Genomic DNA, 15,135 nt, shown 5'->3' with positions numbered 1-15,135 from the left:
TAAGTGACGGTATACGCATTTTCAGGAGCTCCCTATGCCTGCCGTAAATCGCCGAAAATTCCTTGGAGCAAGTGCCAGCGGGCTGGGCCTGCTTGGCCTGGCCGGTGCCGTTCCCGCTTGGGCGCGAGGCGGAGATCTGCTCTCCGGGGCCGCCCGACGAGGTATCGACGAGGCGACCGGACCGAATATCGATCTGACGGTTGCGCGTTCGGCTTTCTCCTCCGGCAACAGGCGTGGCGGCGCGATTGCCGTCAATGGCAGCATCCCTGGGCCGCTCCTTCGCCTGCGCGAAGGGACCACCGTCCGCCTCAACGTTCATAACCAGCTTGAGGAAGACACCTCGATCCACTGGCATGGCCTGCTCGTGCCGTTCCAGCTCGATGGCGTGCCGGGCGTAAGTTTTCCCGGCGTGAAGCCGGGCGAGACCTTCACAGCGGAATTTCCCGTGCGGCAGGCGGGCACCTATTGGTGGCATTCGCATAGCGGGCTGCAGGAACAGGCCGGTCATTATGGTCCGATCGTGGTCGATCCCGCAGGTCCCGATCCGGTGCAGGCCGACCGCGAATATATCGTGGTGCTGAGCGAGTTCAGCGAAATGTCGCCCCACACGATCTTCGACAAGCTCAAGAAGGGCGAAGGCTACTTCAACTACAACCAGAACACCTGGACCGACGACTATCCGCTCTCGGGCGAGGATCGCCGGATGTGGGCCAGAATGCGCATGATGCCGACCGACATTCTCGATGTGTCGAGCGCGGCCTATACCTATCTTCTCAACGGTCACGGCCCGCTCGATAATCTGGAATACCTCTTCCGCCCCGGCGAGCGCGTACGCCTGCGCTTCATCAATGCCGGAGCCATGACCTTTTTCAATATTCGCATTCCCGGTCTGCCGATGACCGTCGTTCAGGCGGACGGGCAGAACGTTGAACCGGTAGAAGTCGACGAGTTCCAGATCGGCGTTGCTGAAACCTATGACGTGGTCGTGACGCCCCGCGAACAGCAGGCCTACACGCTGGTGGCGGAGTCGATGGACCGCTCGGGCATGGGCATCGCAACCCTGACGAGCACGCCTGGAGCACGCGCTGCCATCCCGCCGCTGCGCGATCCCCCGCTACTGACCATGGCCGATATGGGCATGAGCGGCATGGACCACGGAGCCGGCGAGAGCGATGCTGGTATGGCCGGCATGGACCATGGTGCCGGCGGGATGGCCGGAATGGATCACGGATCGAGCGGAGCGGCTGGCGCGGATGGGATGTCCGGTATGGATGGCGGTTCGGCGGAGATGGCCGGAATGGCTGGCATGGCGGGGGGCATGCAGATGCGCGACACGTCTCGGCTGCCGCCGGATGTCAGGGTCGGACCTGGCCTCGACATGGTTGCGATGAACCCGGTCGACCGTATGGGCGATCCCGGCATCGGCCTTGCCGATGTGCCGCACCGCACGCTTGACTATCGCAAGCTGCGTGCTCTGACGCCGCACCGCGAGGGCCGCACGCCGTCACGGCGAATGGAAATCCATCTGACCGGCAATATGGAACGCTACATGTGGTCGTTCGACGGCAAGAAGTTCTCCGCCGTCTCCGACGAGCCGATCCGCTTTGCCTACGATGAACGCGTGCGCGTGAAGCTCATCAACGATACGATGATGGCGCACCCAATTCACTTGCACGGCCATTTCTTCGAGCTGGTCAATGGCGCCCCGGCCGACCGTCAACCGCTCAAGCACACAGTTATCCTGCAGCCGGGTGGCAGCGCGCAGTTCGACCTGACGGCGGACGAGCCGGGCGACTGGGCCTTCCACTGCCACCTTCTCTACCACATGCATGCCGGGATGTTTCAGATCGTCACGGTTGCCAATCCGGACGGGAGCGAAGCATGAAGACTTTCAATTTCAGCTTCCTCGCCTCCGTCGCAGCAGGTTCAGTCCTCGCTTCGCCCGCCGCAGCCCAGCATGCCGGTCACTCGCCGGCGGAGCCGCAGCAGAGCGCCGAGGCGCAGTCTGACGCCAAGGTAAAGTGCGAGGAAGAAGCTGCGCGCCATCGTGCGATGGGACATCCGGTAACAGAGGGAGCGTGCGAACGTACTGCCCCGCCTGAAGCTGCGATGGACCATTCGACGATGGACCATTCGACGATGGATCATGGCTCGATGCCGCAGGGCAGGCCTAGCGAAGGCGCGATGGATCATTCGCAGATGAACCACGGCGACATGGGGCAGGCGGAAGCCAGCAGCTTGTCGATGGACCGTGGGCAGATGGATCACAGCCAGATGAACCATGGGCAGACGGGATCGCAGGACATGCAGGGCATGGACCATTCGGCGATGCAGATGAGCTCGAACGACGATATCCCGCTGCTGCCGCCTCCTCCCGAAGCTGGGAGCGGTCCCGCGCGCGCGGCGGTTGCGATCTGGGGCGAGGAAGCCATGAACGAAGCGCGGCGCGAACTTGTCCGCGAGACCGACGGCGGGATGCGCTTCTGGTTTCAGGGCGACCGGCTCGAATACCGCGCCCGCGAGGGAGCGGATGGATATCTTTGGGACATCCAGGGCTATTATGGTGGTGATATCGACAAGTTCTGGTTCAAATCCGAGGGCGAAGGCAGCTTCGGTGAGCCTGTCGAGGGAGCCGAAGTCCAGGCACTCTGGAGCCGGGCGATCGCTCCCTTTTTCGACCTGCAGACAGGTGTGCGCCAGGATTTGACAGGACCCGAGCGCACCCATGCTGTCATTGGCATACAGGGCATTGCTCCCTACCAGTTCGAGGTCGACGTTGCAGCGTTCGTATCGAACAAGGGTGATGTAACCGCGCGCTTCGAGGGCGAGCTTGATCAGCGCATCACGCAGCGGCTGATCCTCCAGCCGCGAGCCGAAATCGCTCTTTCGGCTCAGGATATTCCCGAACTCGGCATTGGCGCTGGCCTCGACCGGATCGAGGCAGGTCTGCGTCTTCGCTACGAGTTCGCACGCGAATTCGCGCCCTATGTCGGCGTCTCCCAGGAGTGGCGGATCGGTCAGAGTGCCGATTTTGCACGCGCCGCAGGGGAAGACCCTAGCGTGACGAATTACGTCGTGGGCATGCGATTCTGGTTTTAAGAGAAGGAAATATACAATGAGGACAAGACTATCCCTAAGCGCGGTCGCCCTGGCCTTGGCCGCAGGGGGCACTCCCGCACTGGCACAATCCATGGATCATTCTGCGCACTCGGACCCTGCGGCTTCGACGCAGATGGACCATTCGGCCCAGGACATGGACCATGCTGAGCATATGGCTGCGATGAACGATGACGTTGCTGGCGCAGAAGCGGTTCTGACATCATATCGCGATGCCCTGACGTCGCGCGATGCAGAGGCCATGGCCGCGCTGTTTGCCGAGGAATCCTTCGTTTACGAAAACGGCAAGGCGGAAGGCAGCTTCACGCATTACATGGAGCATCACCTAGGACCGGAACTCGATGCAATAACCAGCTTCACCTTCGGCGAACCGACGCTCGCAGTCACCCGGATGGGACATATGGCGTATGGCCGCGAAACGTACACCTATCGGATCGAACTGGCCGACGGTCGCGTAATCGACCGCGAAGGGGTTGCGACCTCGGTCCTCGCCCATGATGCAGATGGCTGGAAGATCGTTCAGTACCATTCATCGTCACGCGCACCGCGTAACAACTGATCTGATCGGGGGAACACCGATTGGCGACACGCTCTTTCAAGCTGCGTCTTCATGTGCTGGGCAACAAGCTTCACAAATGGCTAGCAGTCTTTGTCGGCGTCCAGGTGCTACTGTGGATGATCACCGGGGCGCTGATGTCGTTCCTCGACATCGAAGAGGTCCGGTCCGAACATGTCGTTTCGCGCGCACCGGAGGTCCTGCCCGCTGATGCTGTCCTGCCCCAATGGCTCGATAGCAGGGAGGGGGTGGTTTCCCTTGCGACGCGCGCGGTCGGCGGCAGGGCCGTAACCGAGGTCCGCCGGGACGATGGAAGCGTCACGCTCCGCGACCCGGACAGCGGCATTCTCCTTTCGCCTCTTCCCGCTGCAAGCGCACAGGCCATCGCTCGCTATGCCTGGACCGGGCCACCAACCACCATAGCGACCACGCGCCTCATCGAAGATGCTGTCGGGACCGAATTCCGGGGTCCGTTTCCGGCGTGGCAGATCACCTATGGCGATGAGGACAATACCCGCGTCTACATCGATGCATCGAGCGGCTCGGTGCTCGCTGCCCGCAGCGACACCTGGCGCCTGTTCGATTTTGTCTGGGGGCTGCATATCATGGACTGGACGCAGCGCGACCGGATCAACAGCTGGTGGCTGCTATTGTTCGGGATCGGCGGGACAATCATCGCGCTTTCGGGCTTTGTCCTGCTTGCCAACCGGTTTCCCAGGATCAGGCGGCGGGCGAAACCTGCGCCCAACGCTCCCTAAAAGCGTCCCTTGTTCACTCGGCCTTGGCTCGGGCAAAGCGGACCAGAAGGATCGTTAGCGCCGGCACGATCGTCCACATCGCGATCGGGATCAGCGCCAGTCCCGTTACTGGCTCGTGCGGCATCAACTCGCTGTAGCGCCAGCTTAGGAAACTGTTTGCCGGAAGCGATGTGGCGATCATTTCGACGGCAATGGCGACGACAAGCCCGAAGCCGAAATAGATCGCATAGGGTAGTTTGTCTGACTGCCAGGGCCACGCATGCCCGCCGCGCAATGCTGCAAGGCTGTAAGCTGTCAGCAGGATCACGCCATCGCCCAGGCTTGCAATGCCGCAGCGAATGGTCTGATCAAAGGGCTCGAGATTTCCCGGCTTGAAAAACGGCATCTGGAAGATCTCCCAGACGAACGCGATCAGGCCTCCACAAGCAAAGATGAGCCAATGGGTTCTGGTCATACTGCGGATACGCCGGAATGATGTGCGCAAGGAAATAGCGTCGGGCTGAAGTTCCACGTCCTGCATAACGCCCTTGCTGCCCCAAAGCCTGGATCAGTCACGGTCTTCGCGGCTCTCGGTCTTGGCCATGCGAGCAGCGCGTTCGAGAAATTTCCGCATGTCACCTGCTGCCAGTTCGGTAAGCGGATGCCGGCTCGCATCGGGGCGCGGTTCGATCATGTCCGCACGTTTCCTGATCTGTTCGATCTGTTCATCGCTCGCCCCGGACAAAAGGCCGAGAACTATGTTCTCGAGAGTTATGAGGCGAATGCGCATTTGCACCAGTTCGGCATGATCGGGCTCCGGGATATCCCAGCTGCCGTTCTCATTGACCGTGCTCACGACTGCTTCTCCGACGGCTCTGTTGTCACCATGATCTGTCTCATTCATCTCTACAGGCTTCGGTCAAAAAGGGTGACCGAAAAACCCCATTCCTGCAACCGGTTGTGCGATCGGCTCAGCCGTCTCCGGTGGGCGCGGTAATTGTTTGAGGGGAAGAGATGTTGGCTGCGTAAAGAGAATGAATGCGCACAGCACCCATCGCATGACCGACGAAAGGAAATCGATTATGAAACGGACAGCTCTAGCTCTCATTCTCGCTACTGGTCTGACAGCCACTCCGGCGATGGCTCAGGAACAGCATGACCACGGAGCTCAGGCTGCGGCACAGCAGCAGGATCACGCTAGCCACATGATGCAGGATTCCGAGGCCATGACGGCCCATCGCGAGAAGATGGCTGAAATGCGCGCGCTGATGCAGCAGGCCCGAGCGGCGAGCGATCCTGCCGAACGCCAAAGGCTTATGGCCGAGCACCGCACAGCGATGCAGGAGCACATGGCGGGGATGATGCAGGGGGACAATTCCGATTTGATGGCGGCCTGTCACCAGCGCATGATGATGCATGACATGATGGAGCAGATGGCCGCTCACGAGAACATAGCGCAAGACGATTAGGAGGCGGTGGCCGGGCTCTCGCTTGTGCCTGAGCCTGGCCACACTCTTACCAGGGCGCGGTGCCAGGCCCGACCATCTCGTAAGTAAAATTTGAACCCTCACGCGTCGACGATCGCCGCGCTCCATCACCGCAAGAGATGAAGGTTCGCAGAGCATTACAGACACGATAGGTCGCACGACCATCGCCAAGACCGGAGCCCGTAGAGAATGAAACGAATACAATTCATGGCTATCGTGGCCGCCAGCTTGCTCTTCGTCGGACCAGTTCAGGCTCATGGCGACGAAAAACACGGCGAAGAGACGAGCGCCGCGCCTGCCGCCGCGAATGGCGATGCGCACGACCAGGCGGCCATGGCGCAGATGGGCGACGGCGGAGCGGTTGGCGAGCCCTCAGCCGGGCACGACGAAGCAAGTGGAGGCCATGACGAGGCTGGTGGCCATGCTGATGAGGGCGATTCCGGCGTCATCGCCGTCCTGAAAAAACTGCATCCGGCAACGATCCATTTCCCGATTGCCTTGTTTCTCATGGCTGCGGCCACCGAATTGTTCGTGATGCGCCGGAAAGGAGCGGGCCTGGAAAGTGCGGTGCGCGTACTCGTTTACGGCGGAGCGACCGGTGCGGTGATAGCCGCACTATTCGGATGGATTCACACCGGGCTATGGTTCGGCGGCGATACCGTCATGCAGGTGCATCGATGGAACGGTATGCTGATCGCGGTTCTCGGTATTGCGATGGCATACCTCGCGAGCAGGCCGAGCCAGAGCCGCGCATGGTTGCGTACGGCTATCTTCTCGATGGCGGCACTTATTCTGGTGCAGGGCTTCCTTGGCGGCGAGCTCGCGCATGGGCCAAACCATCTCGGAATTTCCTGGCTCTGAAGGAGTTGAACAGCATGCGTACTTCCAGATTAAAAGCGGCGTTCGGGATTCTCGCGATTGTGCCACTAGTGTCCGCTCTTGCTGCTTGCGACGAAGCGCAGAAGAGCACACCCACCTCAGAGGTGTCGCCGATGGGCGAAGCGACGGTGATGCCCGGCACGGCACCCGAGGGTGGTCTTGCAGACCCGGCAACCTCTCCCTCCGAAAGTGAGTCAGTGGCTGCGCGGCAGGACGCTCTTTCGAAAGGCGATGCTGCCGCGCCCGCGTCTCGGCGAGCCGCCTCACCGGCACCACGCGTAATTGCCACATCCGCCGCGCCGGCACCGCGCGCTCAACCCGAGAGCGAGGCGACCCCGCCCGCCGATCCCCATGCCGACCATGACATGTCCTCGATGGCCGATCACGACATGGAAGGCATGTAATCCGGCGCATGGTCCATCAGTCAGGATAGTCAGGAGAAATCGTCTGCAAGCAATCGCGACGGAAATCCGGATATCAGAAAAGGACGGCCCCGCCTCCCCCCGAAGCCCTGCGGGTCGCAGGTGCCCATGGGGCCGTTCTGGAACCCCGCGTGAAGACCAACCCAACGCGCGGGGTTCCGTCTCTTTGTCTTCGTTGTCAACGTTCTAGGCGCTTCCCGGCATGGCTTCGTGCTATGCAAGCATTGCGCTGCCAATCGCCAGGTGGGACATGGAAAGGAACTGCCAATGGCCGAAAAAAGAAAGGCCGGTGCGCTGTCGCGCTGGGAAGACGAAGGCGGTGCGCTCCCTTGCGGGCCGCAGGAAGCCCTCGCGGCCGATTGCGAGAAATGGGACATCCCTCCGCTCACTGATGCCGAAATAATCCAGCTACGCATAAGGGTGATCGCGCTCGAAAACATGGTGCTAGGATTATTGTCCACGGCAAGCGATCATCAGCTCACTGCGATCGAACAACTGGCCGAGTTCATCTCCCCACGCGCCGACGCGACGCAGCATCCGCTAACCTTGCACGCTGCCACACAAATGGAGCACTTTGTCGAGCGCGCTCGACGGTTTCGCGAGGAACCTTCAGCCGATTGACCGACGCATGACCGGCCCTCGAACCCTGGCGCTCCTGCCTGCGGCTGGATCGCTGACCTGAAGAGACTGCGATGGGCCTCGATACGCTCCTCGTCCGCTATTTCCGCACTGCCGATCTCGGAATGGTTGGCGCAGAGACATTGGCATCGGGGATCGAGCGGTGCCAGGTCGATCTCGGTCTCGAGCATGACCGGGGCAAGCGCTTTGCCTTGTGGGCCATGCTCTACCTGCTCGGGTCTGCCCCCGACCTCGAGGCCGTGTTCGACAAGGCAGATGATCGGGATTCAGCCCGCAATTTCATGGATCTCCTGGCGGCATCGGAAGGCGATGGGGTAGGTTGATTGCAGCAGGGTCCTGGCACCTTCAGACCCACGCCCGATACCCATCCAGCTTTTGCCGCGAACAGTCCTGAACCAGGTCAGCTGAGGGCAGCAACCCGTTCCTTTCCGGCCGTGTTGGCAGCTGCGCTGCCTGCCCGCACCACCCGTCATAAACAGGTTTCCCTTGGAGCTTCGCTCCTGCGGTGCAGTCCTCCCATGCCCTGCTTCTTCTGGATGTTCGCAAGCCGGAGATGGTCTCCGGTTTGAGGAACTGAAGGAACTTATCTCATGACCAATATCGCAATCCTCACTGGCCGCATCGCCCGCGATCCGGAAACCCGCGAGACCCAGGGCGGAACCAACGTCACCGGGATCACCGTCGTCACCGATCGCCCCGCACGCGACAAGGACGGCAAGACCTACAAGGACGAGAACGGTTACACCGCCAAGGAAAGCGAGTTCCACCGGGTGACCTGTTTCAACGGCCTCGCCAAGACCGTCGGCCAGTATTGCTCCAAGGGCCAGCTGGTCAGTGTCCAGGGCCGCATCCACTACACCCAGTGGGAGGACAAGGACGGCGTCACGCGCTACGGCACCGAGATCCTCGCCGACAAGGTCGACTTCCTCTCCCGCGGCAATGGCTCGGGTGACGACAACGACAACACCGACGCTCCCGAGATCGACTGACATCGATCCGGTCGTCACTATACGAAGAGGCTCTGCCGGAAACGGCAGGGCCTTTTTGCTGTTCACCTGTCCTTTCGCTCGATCTTTTCTCCCTGGGTCAGACAAGCTTTGCCCAGATGGCCAGATCCATGCTGGCAGCGCTCATTCGAAGCCGTCGATTGTGGTGGACTGGATTGGCCTGGCTTTACCGCACTTCCAGCATGATGGTCCTGCGCCGCCCGCATCAAGGACGACAGGGGCCCCACCATTTTGCCCGCCGCCGGATTGCATCCGGCACCGGACAAAATCGTCACCCCCTGCGCCGCTTCGCGGTCGCCTTGGCAGGCGATCCTGTGACCCGGCCTGCCCAGGCCCATCCGCCGACCTCCTGTCGTCTTACGACAGATTTCAGGAGGATTATCATGACCTATTTCACGCAATGCACACTGCCCTCGCGCAACTATTTCGAGGCTCTGGCAACAGCCGAGCAACGGGCCTTGCACAGCTTCTTCGACCAGCATGTTATCGAGGATGACGAGATCGGATATCGCGCGGTCGACGAAGGCGACTACAACGCGCTGCCCCCGCATCTTGCGATCCGGGTCGTTCATACCGTCCATGGCGGAATGCTCGACGAGTTCTGAGTCATCCGGCAGGGCAGGGACCAGCAGCGGTTCCTGCCCTTTTTCATGTGTCTCAGTGGCCGGGCTTCAGGGTCAAGGTTTCTATCCCGTAGAAACCGGCGTTTCTCCGAGTATCAGCCTGGCCCACTGTCCGTCGGGCTATGTCGAGCGGGGCTGGGGACGCACTCTGTCCCGCGCATCTGGCGATGCGCTCCTGAGGGTGCGGCATTATGCGTTCCGGGGCCCCGCACGCACTTGCGAATCGGCAGCGGGTCGGGCGAGCGGGAAGCTACGGCCGCGACATGCCCCGCTTGCCTTGCTTCCCACAGGCCCTTGGCCGCTGCCTCTCTCGCAGGTGCGCCTTCTCTTTCGGGCCTTTCGGCATTGCAGCCGAAAGCCTGCCGGGCGGCGCGATGTCGCCGGGCTCTACACGGATGTCGCCCCTCCTCGATCTTAGCGAGCCCACTACCGGTAGGGGCGACAAATCCGAACGCACCATTGTGTCGCTCCCCCCATTGCCAAGGCATGCGCCATCACCCTCCGCAATCAGCGGCAGTTAGCCGCAGCCACCCAAGCCTCGTGGAGCTCATACAATGCCCGCCGTCCCCGATCCGGTCCGCCCCCGTTACCTGCGCACCCCCGATGCCGCGGTGCATCTGGGGCTTTCGCCGCGCACGCTCGAGAAGCACAGATGCTATGGAACAGGGCCGGTATACCACAAGCTCGGAGGCCGCATCGTTTACCGGCCCGAAGATCTCGACGCCTGGGCCGAGCAGGGCCTGCGCCGTTCGACCAGCGATCCGGGCACGGGCATCGTCCATCCTGCCAAGCGGATCGACGGCTACACCGGTCCGGTCCGGCGCTGAGGCGGTATGATGCGCTCCTTGAGGACATCGGACGGCGAGGCCGGACAGCTCGACCTGTTCGTCGGCGCGGGCAGCGACATCGCCGCGCGCGATGCCCAGGACCTGATGGCCTGGCCTTTCTTCAGCCTTGCCAAGACGAAGCGGGTGAAGCCGATCGACTTTCGTATGGGCGAGGTCGCCATTCTGGTCGAAGCGACCGCCGAGCATGGAATGGCTACGATCTGGGATGCCGATGTGCTGATCTGGGTAGCGAGCCAGATCGTCGAGGCGCGCGATGCCGGCAAAGCCACCTCGCGCCTGATCGCTGCGACGCCCCATGAAATCCTGACCTTCACCCGGCGCGGAACCGGAAAAGCTGGCTACGAGCGCCTGAAGGCGGCGCTCGACCGATTGCAGTCGACCAGCATCGCCACCTCGATCCGGCAGGACGGAGCACGGCGACGCCGACGATTTTCCTGGATCAACGAATGGCGCGAACGGCTCGATGACAAGGGGCGCGCACTCGGCATCGAAATGATCCTGCCAGACTGGCTCTACGAGGGCGTGCTCGACCGTGCGCTCGTCCTGACCATCGACCCGGCTTATTTCGCGCTCACCGGCGGTCTCGAACGCTGGCTCTATCGCATCGTTCGCAAACACGGCGGGAAGCAGAAGGGCGGGTGGAGTTTCGACATTTCGCACCTGCATGTGAAATCGGGCGCGCTCTCGCCATTGAAGCGCTTCGCTTTCGAAGTGCGGACCATCGTCCGCCGCCAGTCCCTGCCGGGCTACAGTCTCGCTCTTGAGCACCAGTTCGGCCGCGAGCGCCTCCTGTTCGTCGCGACGCCTGTCGATCCCTTTACAGCTGCGCGGCGCCGCATCGGTCTGCCCCTTGTGGAAAAGGGCGTGTGATGTTCGGACTATCAGGAACCATAACGTTCGGACGATCGGGAACCCGATGCCCGGACTATCAGGAACCGAGAGCCCGCGCGACTCGCCGGAAACGCAGCGCTTGCGGAGCCCTTAACAATGCTAACAAGGAATCTTCCAGATTCCTGCTAACACAGCCACGCCTGTGCAAAAGCGCAGCGCGCGCTTCGCTTCCGCCCGCGGAAAGGGTCGACGCAGGTACCGGTGAACCGCCACTCACGCATGTCAGACTGGTGTGGCGCGGCGGCGTGCAGGAAGACTGGCTTCGGTTCGGCAAGCCCGTTGAAGAGCGCATTCTTGATCGCCGGACGCGTATCGAAAGCTATGCTCCCGGACAGGTCTTTGCCTTGGTTCGGTGGGCTTCGAACGATTACGGGACTATCCGCTCGGCGTTCGCGATCGCCCGCGCCGTCAGCATCGGCGACCCGTTGACCACATTGCCGCAGGTCGATCCCGGCGCGCAAATCCTGTTGTCGGTGAAAGGCTGGCCCAAAGTCCGCCAGGCCTTTGCGCTGATCGATGCGATCGAGGAGCACGGCATCGATCCCTGCGATGTGGCTCCGGACCACTGGCGTCATGTCCACAACAGGCTGGCAGCGGGCATGCAGGCACGTTCCTATTCCCCTGCGCGCCATCGCGCCTGGCTGCGGCGGCGAAAGCTGCAATCATGAGGCGGCGCACCGCCTTTCTGGCAGGGATGGTCGCGGCAGCGACACTAGCCAGCGTTGCATTCCCGCTCTCGCGACTTTTCGTCTGGAACGCGACTGCCAGCGTGCCGATTGGCCTGTACTCTATCGGCGCAAAGACCGCTATTCAGATAGGCGACCGCGTCGCGATCGAACCTTCTTCCAGGCTGCAGCGATACCTCGCCTCGCGCGGTTATCTTCCTGCGGGCATTCCGCTCATCAAGGAGGTCGCGGCGCTTGGCGGGGATACGGTCTGCCGGCACGACCTTCTGATCACAATCAATGGGACGGCTGCGGGAGCGGCGCGTCGGCTCGACAGCCTTGGACGCGAACTGCCGGTCTGGGAAGGGTGCCGAACTATCGCTGCGGATGAACTGTTCGCGATGAACACGCGCGTCCCCGGCAGCTTTGACGGGCGTTATTTCGGGCCTGTCGCACGCGCCGATGTCATCGGGCGGGCGCGGCCCGTCTGGACCGATGAAGCGGGCAACGGAAACTATGTCCTGCTTGCCTCGCTTGCCGACTTTCCCATCCCCAACGTCACTGAAGGAGACGCACAATGACCTGTATCGGCACTTTTACAGCTACACCCGACGGCTTCGAGGGGCGGCTGAAAACCCTGACCATCGATAGGCCGCTGACCCTCGTGGCCGCCGACCCCGGCGACACCGAGAACGCCCCGGACTATCGCATCATGGCAGGCGAGGGCGAGGAAACCTACGAAGTGGGCGCAGGCTGGAAGCATGTCGGCGACAGGGCAGGCAGCTTCGTTACGCTCCTCATCGACGACCCAGCGTTGGCGGGGCCCCTGCGCGCGAATCTGTTCAGTTCTGACGACCAGAGCCATGTCCTGATATGGTCGCGCAGCGCGCGCCGCCCGGCAAAGGACTGATTCCGTGCCCCGCCCGTATCTTCTGCCGGGACTCCTGGCCGCCATGCTGGCGGCGAGTCCGGCGCAGGGTTTTGCGCAATCGGAGCAGTTTGTCCGACCTTCCCCGCGCGTCGAGATTGCAGTGCATGTCAGCGAAGCATCGCAGCAATTCGGCATTCCCGAGCGCTGGATCTACGCGGTGATCCGGGTCGAAAGTGCTGGCCGGGTGCGGGCCGTTTCCAGAGCAGGAGCGATGGGTCTCATGCAGCTCATGCCCGGAACCTGGGCGCGGCAGCGCGCCCGGTTCTCGCTTGGGCAAGACCCTTTCGACCCACGCGACAACATTCTGGCCGGTACCTCTTACCTGCGCGAAATGTACGATCGCTACGGCGCGCAAGGTTTCCTCGCTGCATACAATTCGGGTCCGGGACGCTACGAAGACTGGCTTGCCGGACGGCGTTCGCTGCCACTCGAAACACGCCGCTATGTCGCCCGGATTGCGCCCCTGTTGCAGTCCGAGCGCATTTTTGCGGCGGCGCCTCTTCAAGCCGGGAATGTTCCGCCCGGCGTCTTGCAGCCTTCCGGCGCGGCGCGACAAGAGTTGGACGAGGTGGCTGCGCCCGGCCCCGTAGCGAACCCTTTTGCGCGCCCGGAACAGCCCGCGCATGATCTTTTCGCGCCCGTCTCGACGGCTTGCCCTCAATGAGAGCGGTCCTCGCACCTTCGCGCAGGCATGCGTTCCCTGGCGAAAGCGGGCGTAGGAGCGGAGACCTAGGCATCAATGGAAGGGTTAGCGTCCGGTTCTTGCACGTCAGGTTCTGGGCTGATGAGTGAGCGTCCAGTTCCACGGCAGGAGTTCGTCGAGTCGGCTGGCAGGATGACCGTCGGCCATGCGGGTCAGGACATCGCTGAGCCAGGCATGGGGCTCGACCTTGTTGAGCTTTGCGGTCTCGATCAGCGAGCAGATGATGGCCCAGCGATGCCCGCCGCCATCGGAGCCTGCGAACAGGTGGTTCTTGCGTCCGAGCGCGACCGGACGGATCGCGCGCTCGACCGGATTGGTGTCGAGCTCGATGCAACCATCGTCGAGGAACCGGGTGAGGCCCGCCCAGCGCGCCAGCGCATAGCGGACCGCATCGGCAAGGGTGCTGCTGCGCGCGAGCTGCGCCAGTTGCGCTTCGAGCCAGGGCTTGAACACTGCCAGATGCGGCGCGCTGAGCGAGCGGCGCCATGCGAGGCGGTCGTCGGGCGAGCGTCCGCGCGCCTTCGCTTCGATCGCGTAGAGATCGGCGATACGCCGCAGCGCTTCTTCGGCCACCGGCGAGCCGGTCTGCTGGTGAACGTCGTAAAACTTGCGCCGGGTATGTGCCCAGCACGCGGCAAGCACGATGTCTCCGCGCGCGGTCAGACGCTCGAACCCGGCATAGCCGTCGACGTGCAGCACACCCTTGTATCCGCGCAGATGCGTCATCGGTCGCTCCGCCTTGCGGTCGGGCGCGAACAGGTAAACCGCCGCGGGCGGTGCAGGCCCGCCCCATCCGCGCTGCTCGCGCGCATAGACCCACAAGCGCCCGGTCTTGGTCCGCCCGCGTCCCGGATCGAGCACCGGAACCGGCGTGTCGTCGGCGAACAGATGGTCGGAAGCGAACACATCGGCGCAGAGGCGCTCATGCAGAGCTTCGAGCCACCAGCATGCACCACCGACCCATCCGCCCAGCGTCGAACGCGAGAGCTCCATCCCGTGCCGGGCGAAGATGCGCGACTGGCGGTAGAGCGGGGTATGGTCGCAGTACTTGCTCACCAGCACCTGAGTGAGCAGCGCCGGTGTCGCCAGCCCGCCCGCGATCACGCGCTCGGGAGCCGGAGCCTGAACCAGGCTGCCGCATGTACGGCAGGCATATTTGGGACGCGTCGTGCGGATCACGCGCAGCTTTGCCGGCACCCAGTCGAGCATTTCGGAGACGCTCTCGCCCATACTATGAAGCGCACCGCCGCAGCACGGACAGGCCTCGTGCTGCGCGTCGATCACCACCTCTTCGCGCTCCAGATGATCGGGCAGCGGCGCGCGGTGTGGACGCCGTCCGACCGCATCGGCATCGCCAGCGATGACCGGACCGTTCTCCTCGATGCGCGCGATATCGGCATCGAGGTCTTCCAGACCGAGCGCCAACTGGTCGGGATCGAGCCGCTCGGAGCGGCGCCCGAACTGCATCCTTTGGAGCTTGGTGATGATCGCCTGAAGGCGTTCGATCTCGTCATTGCGGGTCTCGACCAGCGACGCCATGTCGCGCACCAACTGGTGCAGAAGACCGACATCGGACGGCAGATTGTCGAGCTCGAGCCGCATGGATTCTGCTACCATAAGAGCAGCATTT

21 protein-coding genes are annotated in these 15,135 nt (G+C 62.7%); 17 read left to right on the top strand and 4 right to left on the bottom strand.

Annotation, left to right across the window (positions count from 1 at the left end; all coding sequences use genetic code 11):
- Nucleotides 1-34: 34 nt before the first annotated feature.
- Complete coding sequence (locus JD971_RS05780; RefSeq protein WP_202086629.1) at nucleotides 35-1,885, top strand: copper resistance system multicopper oxidase; 1,851 nt, start codon at nucleotides 35-37, stop codon at nucleotides 1,883-1,885.
- 41 nt (nucleotides 1,886-1,926) lie between these two features.
- On the opposite strand, the gene JD971_RS16815 is transcribed toward JD971_RS05780, so the two are convergent.
- Nucleotides 1,927-2,061, bottom strand: coding sequence for a hypothetical protein (locus JD971_RS16815; protein WP_256435290.1), 135 nt, complete (start codon nucleotides 2,059-2,061; stop codon nucleotides 1,927-1,929).
- Between the two features lie 48 nt (nucleotides 2,062-2,109).
- Between JD971_RS16815 and JD971_RS05775 the strand changes: the two genes are divergently transcribed.
- The 3 genes from JD971_RS05775 (at nucleotide 2,110) to JD971_RS05765 (ending at nucleotide 4,431) form a co-directional block, all read left to right on the top strand.
- Nucleotides 2,110-3,099, top strand: a complete 990-nt coding sequence (locus JD971_RS05775) for a copper resistance protein B (RefSeq protein ID WP_236672295.1) — start codon at nucleotides 2,110-2,112, stop codon at nucleotides 3,097-3,099.
- Between the two features lie 91 nt (nucleotides 3,100-3,190).
- Nucleotides 3,191-3,676, top strand: coding sequence for a nuclear transport factor 2 family protein (locus tag JD971_RS05770; protein WP_202086627.1), 486 nt, complete (start codon nucleotides 3,191-3,193; stop codon nucleotides 3,674-3,676).
- Between the two features lie 20 nt (nucleotides 3,677-3,696).
- Nucleotides 3,697-4,431 carry a PepSY domain-containing protein gene (locus tag JD971_RS05765; protein WP_236672294.1) on the top strand — a complete coding sequence of 245 codons (735 nt, stop codon included), beginning with the start codon at nucleotides 3,697-3,699 and terminating at the stop codon, nucleotides 4,429-4,431.
- 13 nt (nucleotides 4,432-4,444) lie between these two features.
- Here the strand turns inward: JD971_RS05765 and JD971_RS05760 are convergent, their stop codons facing one another.
- Together JD971_RS05760 and JD971_RS05755 are read right to left on the bottom strand one after the other, a co-directional pair.
- Complete coding sequence (locus JD971_RS05760; protein ID WP_202086626.1) at nucleotides 4,445-4,885, bottom strand: hypothetical protein; 441 nt, start codon at nucleotides 4,883-4,885, stop codon at nucleotides 4,445-4,447.
- Nucleotides 4,886-4,978: 93 nt separating this feature from the next.
- The gene (locus tag JD971_RS05755; RefSeq protein WP_236672293.1) at nucleotides 4,979-5,314 is read right to left on the bottom strand and encodes a hypothetical protein; all 336 of its coding nucleotides are present in this window, start codon (nucleotides 5,312-5,314) and stop codon (nucleotides 4,979-4,981) included.
- A gap of 154 nt (nucleotides 5,315-5,468) precedes the next feature.
- Between JD971_RS05755 and JD971_RS05750 the strand changes: the two genes are divergently transcribed.
- From JD971_RS05750 to JD971_RS05690, 13 genes are all read left to right on the top strand, one after another.
- Complete coding sequence (locus JD971_RS05750) at nucleotides 5,469-5,879, top strand: hypothetical protein (RefSeq protein WP_236672292.1); 411 nt, start codon at nucleotides 5,469-5,471, stop codon at nucleotides 5,877-5,879.
- Between the two features lie 225 nt (nucleotides 5,880-6,104).
- Entirely contained in the window at nucleotides 6,105-6,758 is a 654-nt protein-coding gene (locus tag JD971_RS05745; protein WP_371809718.1) for a DUF2231 domain-containing protein, read from the top strand.
- A 14-nt stretch (nucleotides 6,759-6,772) separates the two neighbouring features.
- Nucleotides 6,773-7,180: a hypothetical protein gene (locus JD971_RS05740; protein ID WP_202086617.1), complete on the top strand. Its 408-nt coding sequence runs from the start codon at nucleotides 6,773-6,775 to the stop codon at nucleotides 7,178-7,180.
- A 285-nt stretch (nucleotides 7,181-7,465) separates the two neighbouring features.
- Nucleotides 7,466-7,819 (top strand): hypothetical protein, encoded by a 354-nt coding sequence (locus tag JD971_RS05735; RefSeq protein WP_202086615.1) that lies wholly within the window; start codon nucleotides 7,466-7,468, stop codon nucleotides 7,817-7,819.
- Between the two features lie 71 nt (nucleotides 7,820-7,890).
- Nucleotides 7,891-8,160 carry a hypothetical protein gene (locus JD971_RS05730; protein ID WP_202086613.1) on the top strand — a complete coding sequence of 90 codons (270 nt, stop codon included), beginning with the start codon at nucleotides 7,891-7,893 and terminating at the stop codon, nucleotides 8,158-8,160.
- A 267-nt stretch (nucleotides 8,161-8,427) separates the two neighbouring features.
- Nucleotides 8,428-8,826, top strand: a complete 399-nt coding sequence (locus tag JD971_RS05725; protein WP_202086610.1) for a single-stranded DNA-binding protein — start codon at nucleotides 8,428-8,430, stop codon at nucleotides 8,824-8,826.
- A gap of 401 nt (nucleotides 8,827-9,227) precedes the next feature.
- The gene (locus JD971_RS05720; protein WP_202087386.1) at nucleotides 9,228-9,449 is read left to right on the top strand and encodes a hypothetical protein; all 222 of its coding nucleotides are present in this window, start codon (nucleotides 9,228-9,230) and stop codon (nucleotides 9,447-9,449) included.
- 572 nt (nucleotides 9,450-10,021) lie between these two features.
- Nucleotides 10,022-10,294 carry an AlpA family transcriptional regulator gene (locus JD971_RS05715; RefSeq protein WP_202086607.1) on the top strand — a complete coding sequence of 91 codons (273 nt, stop codon included), beginning with the start codon at nucleotides 10,022-10,024 and terminating at the stop codon, nucleotides 10,292-10,294.
- Nucleotides 10,295-10,312: 18 nt separating this feature from the next.
- The gene (locus JD971_RS05710; protein ID WP_371809717.1) at nucleotides 10,313-11,185 is read left to right on the top strand and encodes a replication initiator protein A; all 873 of its coding nucleotides are present in this window, start codon (nucleotides 10,313-10,315) and stop codon (nucleotides 11,183-11,185) included.
- 161 nt (nucleotides 11,186-11,346) lie between these two features.
- Complete coding sequence (locus JD971_RS16810; RefSeq protein ID WP_371809739.1) at nucleotides 11,347-11,874, top strand: DUF2840 domain-containing protein; 528 nt, start codon at nucleotides 11,347-11,349, stop codon at nucleotides 11,872-11,874.
- Nucleotides 11,871-12,452: a S26 family signal peptidase gene (locus JD971_RS05700; RefSeq protein WP_236672290.1), complete on the top strand. Its 582-nt coding sequence runs from the start codon at nucleotides 11,871-11,873 to the stop codon at nucleotides 12,450-12,452. The genes JD971_RS16810 and JD971_RS05700 overlap by 4 nt, the downstream gene beginning before the upstream one ends.
- A complete protein-coding gene (locus JD971_RS05695) occupies nucleotides 12,449-12,781 on the top strand; it encodes a DUF736 domain-containing protein (RefSeq protein WP_202086601.1) in 333 nt (110 codons plus the stop codon). The genes JD971_RS05700 and JD971_RS05695 overlap by 4 nt, the downstream gene beginning before the upstream one ends.
- A gap of 4 nt (nucleotides 12,782-12,785) precedes the next feature.
- Entirely contained in the window at nucleotides 12,786-13,466 is a 681-nt protein-coding gene (locus tag JD971_RS05690) for a lytic transglycosylase domain-containing protein (protein ID WP_371809716.1), read from the top strand.
- A 105-nt stretch (nucleotides 13,467-13,571) separates the two neighbouring features.
- Here the strand turns inward: JD971_RS05690 and JD971_RS05685 are convergent, their stop codons facing one another.
- Nucleotides 13,572-15,107, bottom strand: coding sequence for an IS66 family transposase (locus tag JD971_RS05685; protein ID WP_202086598.1), 1,536 nt, complete (start codon nucleotides 15,105-15,107; stop codon nucleotides 13,572-13,574).
- Nucleotides 15,108-15,135: the final 28 nt, after the last annotated feature.

The sequence above is a fragment of the Croceicoccus sp. YJ47 genome (assembly GCF_016745095.1).
In the GTDB taxonomy this organism is placed as follows: domain Bacteria; phylum Pseudomonadota; class Alphaproteobacteria; order Sphingomonadales; family Sphingomonadaceae; genus Croceicoccus.
Note: the sequence above shows the minus strand (reverse complement) of the source record. Positions and strands in the feature narration are given on the sequence as shown.

Excerpts from the sequence above, each read along its gene's own strand:
- JD971_RS05720 (WP_202087386.1), top strand. The coding sequence starts at position 9,228 with ATGACCTATTTCACGCAATGCACACTGCCCTCGCGCAACTATTTCGAG.
- JD971_RS05750 (WP_236672292.1), top strand. The coding sequence starts at position 5,469 with ATGACCGACGAAAGGAAATCGATTATGAAACGGACAGCTCTAGCTCTC.
- JD971_RS05755 (WP_236672293.1), bottom strand. The coding sequence starts at position 5,314 with ATGAATGAGACAGATCATGGTGACAACAGAGCCGTCGGAGAAGCAGTC.
- JD971_RS05735 (WP_202086615.1), top strand. The coding sequence starts at position 7,466 with ATGGCCGAAAAAAGAAAGGCCGGTGCGCTGTCGCGCTGGGAAGACGAA.
- JD971_RS05695 (WP_202086601.1), top strand. The coding sequence starts at position 12,449 with ATGACCTGTATCGGCACTTTTACAGCTACACCCGACGGCTTCGAGGGG.
- JD971_RS05730 (WP_202086613.1), top strand. The coding sequence starts at position 7,891 with ATGGGCCTCGATACGCTCCTCGTCCGCTATTTCCGCACTGCCGATCTC.
- JD971_RS05780 (WP_202086629.1), top strand. The coding sequence starts at position 35 with ATGCCTGCCGTAAATCGCCGAAAATTCCTTGGAGCAAGTGCCAGCGGG.
- JD971_RS05760 (WP_202086626.1), bottom strand. The coding sequence starts at position 4,885 with ATGACCAGAACCCATTGGCTCATCTTTGCTTGTGGAGGCCTGATCGCG.
- JD971_RS05725 (WP_202086610.1), top strand. The coding sequence starts at position 8,428 with ATGACCAATATCGCAATCCTCACTGGCCGCATCGCCCGCGATCCGGAA.
- JD971_RS05740 (WP_202086617.1), top strand. The coding sequence starts at position 6,773 with ATGCGTACTTCCAGATTAAAAGCGGCGTTCGGGATTCTCGCGATTGTG.
- JD971_RS05745 (WP_371809718.1), top strand. The coding sequence starts at position 6,105 with ATGGCTATCGTGGCCGCCAGCTTGCTCTTCGTCGGACCAGTTCAGGCT.
- JD971_RS05770 (WP_202086627.1), top strand. The coding sequence starts at position 3,191 with ATGGATCATTCTGCGCACTCGGACCCTGCGGCTTCGACGCAGATGGAC.
- JD971_RS05775 (WP_236672295.1), top strand. The coding sequence starts at position 2,110 with ATGGACCATTCGACGATGGACCATTCGACGATGGATCATGGCTCGATG.
- JD971_RS16815 (WP_256435290.1), bottom strand. The coding sequence starts at position 2,061 with ATGTCCCATCGCACGATGGCGCGCAGCTTCTTCCTCGCACTTTACCTT.
- JD971_RS05700 (WP_236672290.1), top strand. The coding sequence starts at position 11,871 with ATGAGGCGGCGCACCGCCTTTCTGGCAGGGATGGTCGCGGCAGCGACA.
- JD971_RS05685 (WP_202086598.1), bottom strand. The coding sequence starts at position 15,107 with ATGCGGCTCGAGCTCGACAATCTGCCGTCCGATGTCGGTCTTCTGCAC.
- JD971_RS05715 (WP_202086607.1), top strand. The coding sequence starts at position 10,022 with ATGCCCGCCGTCCCCGATCCGGTCCGCCCCCGTTACCTGCGCACCCCC.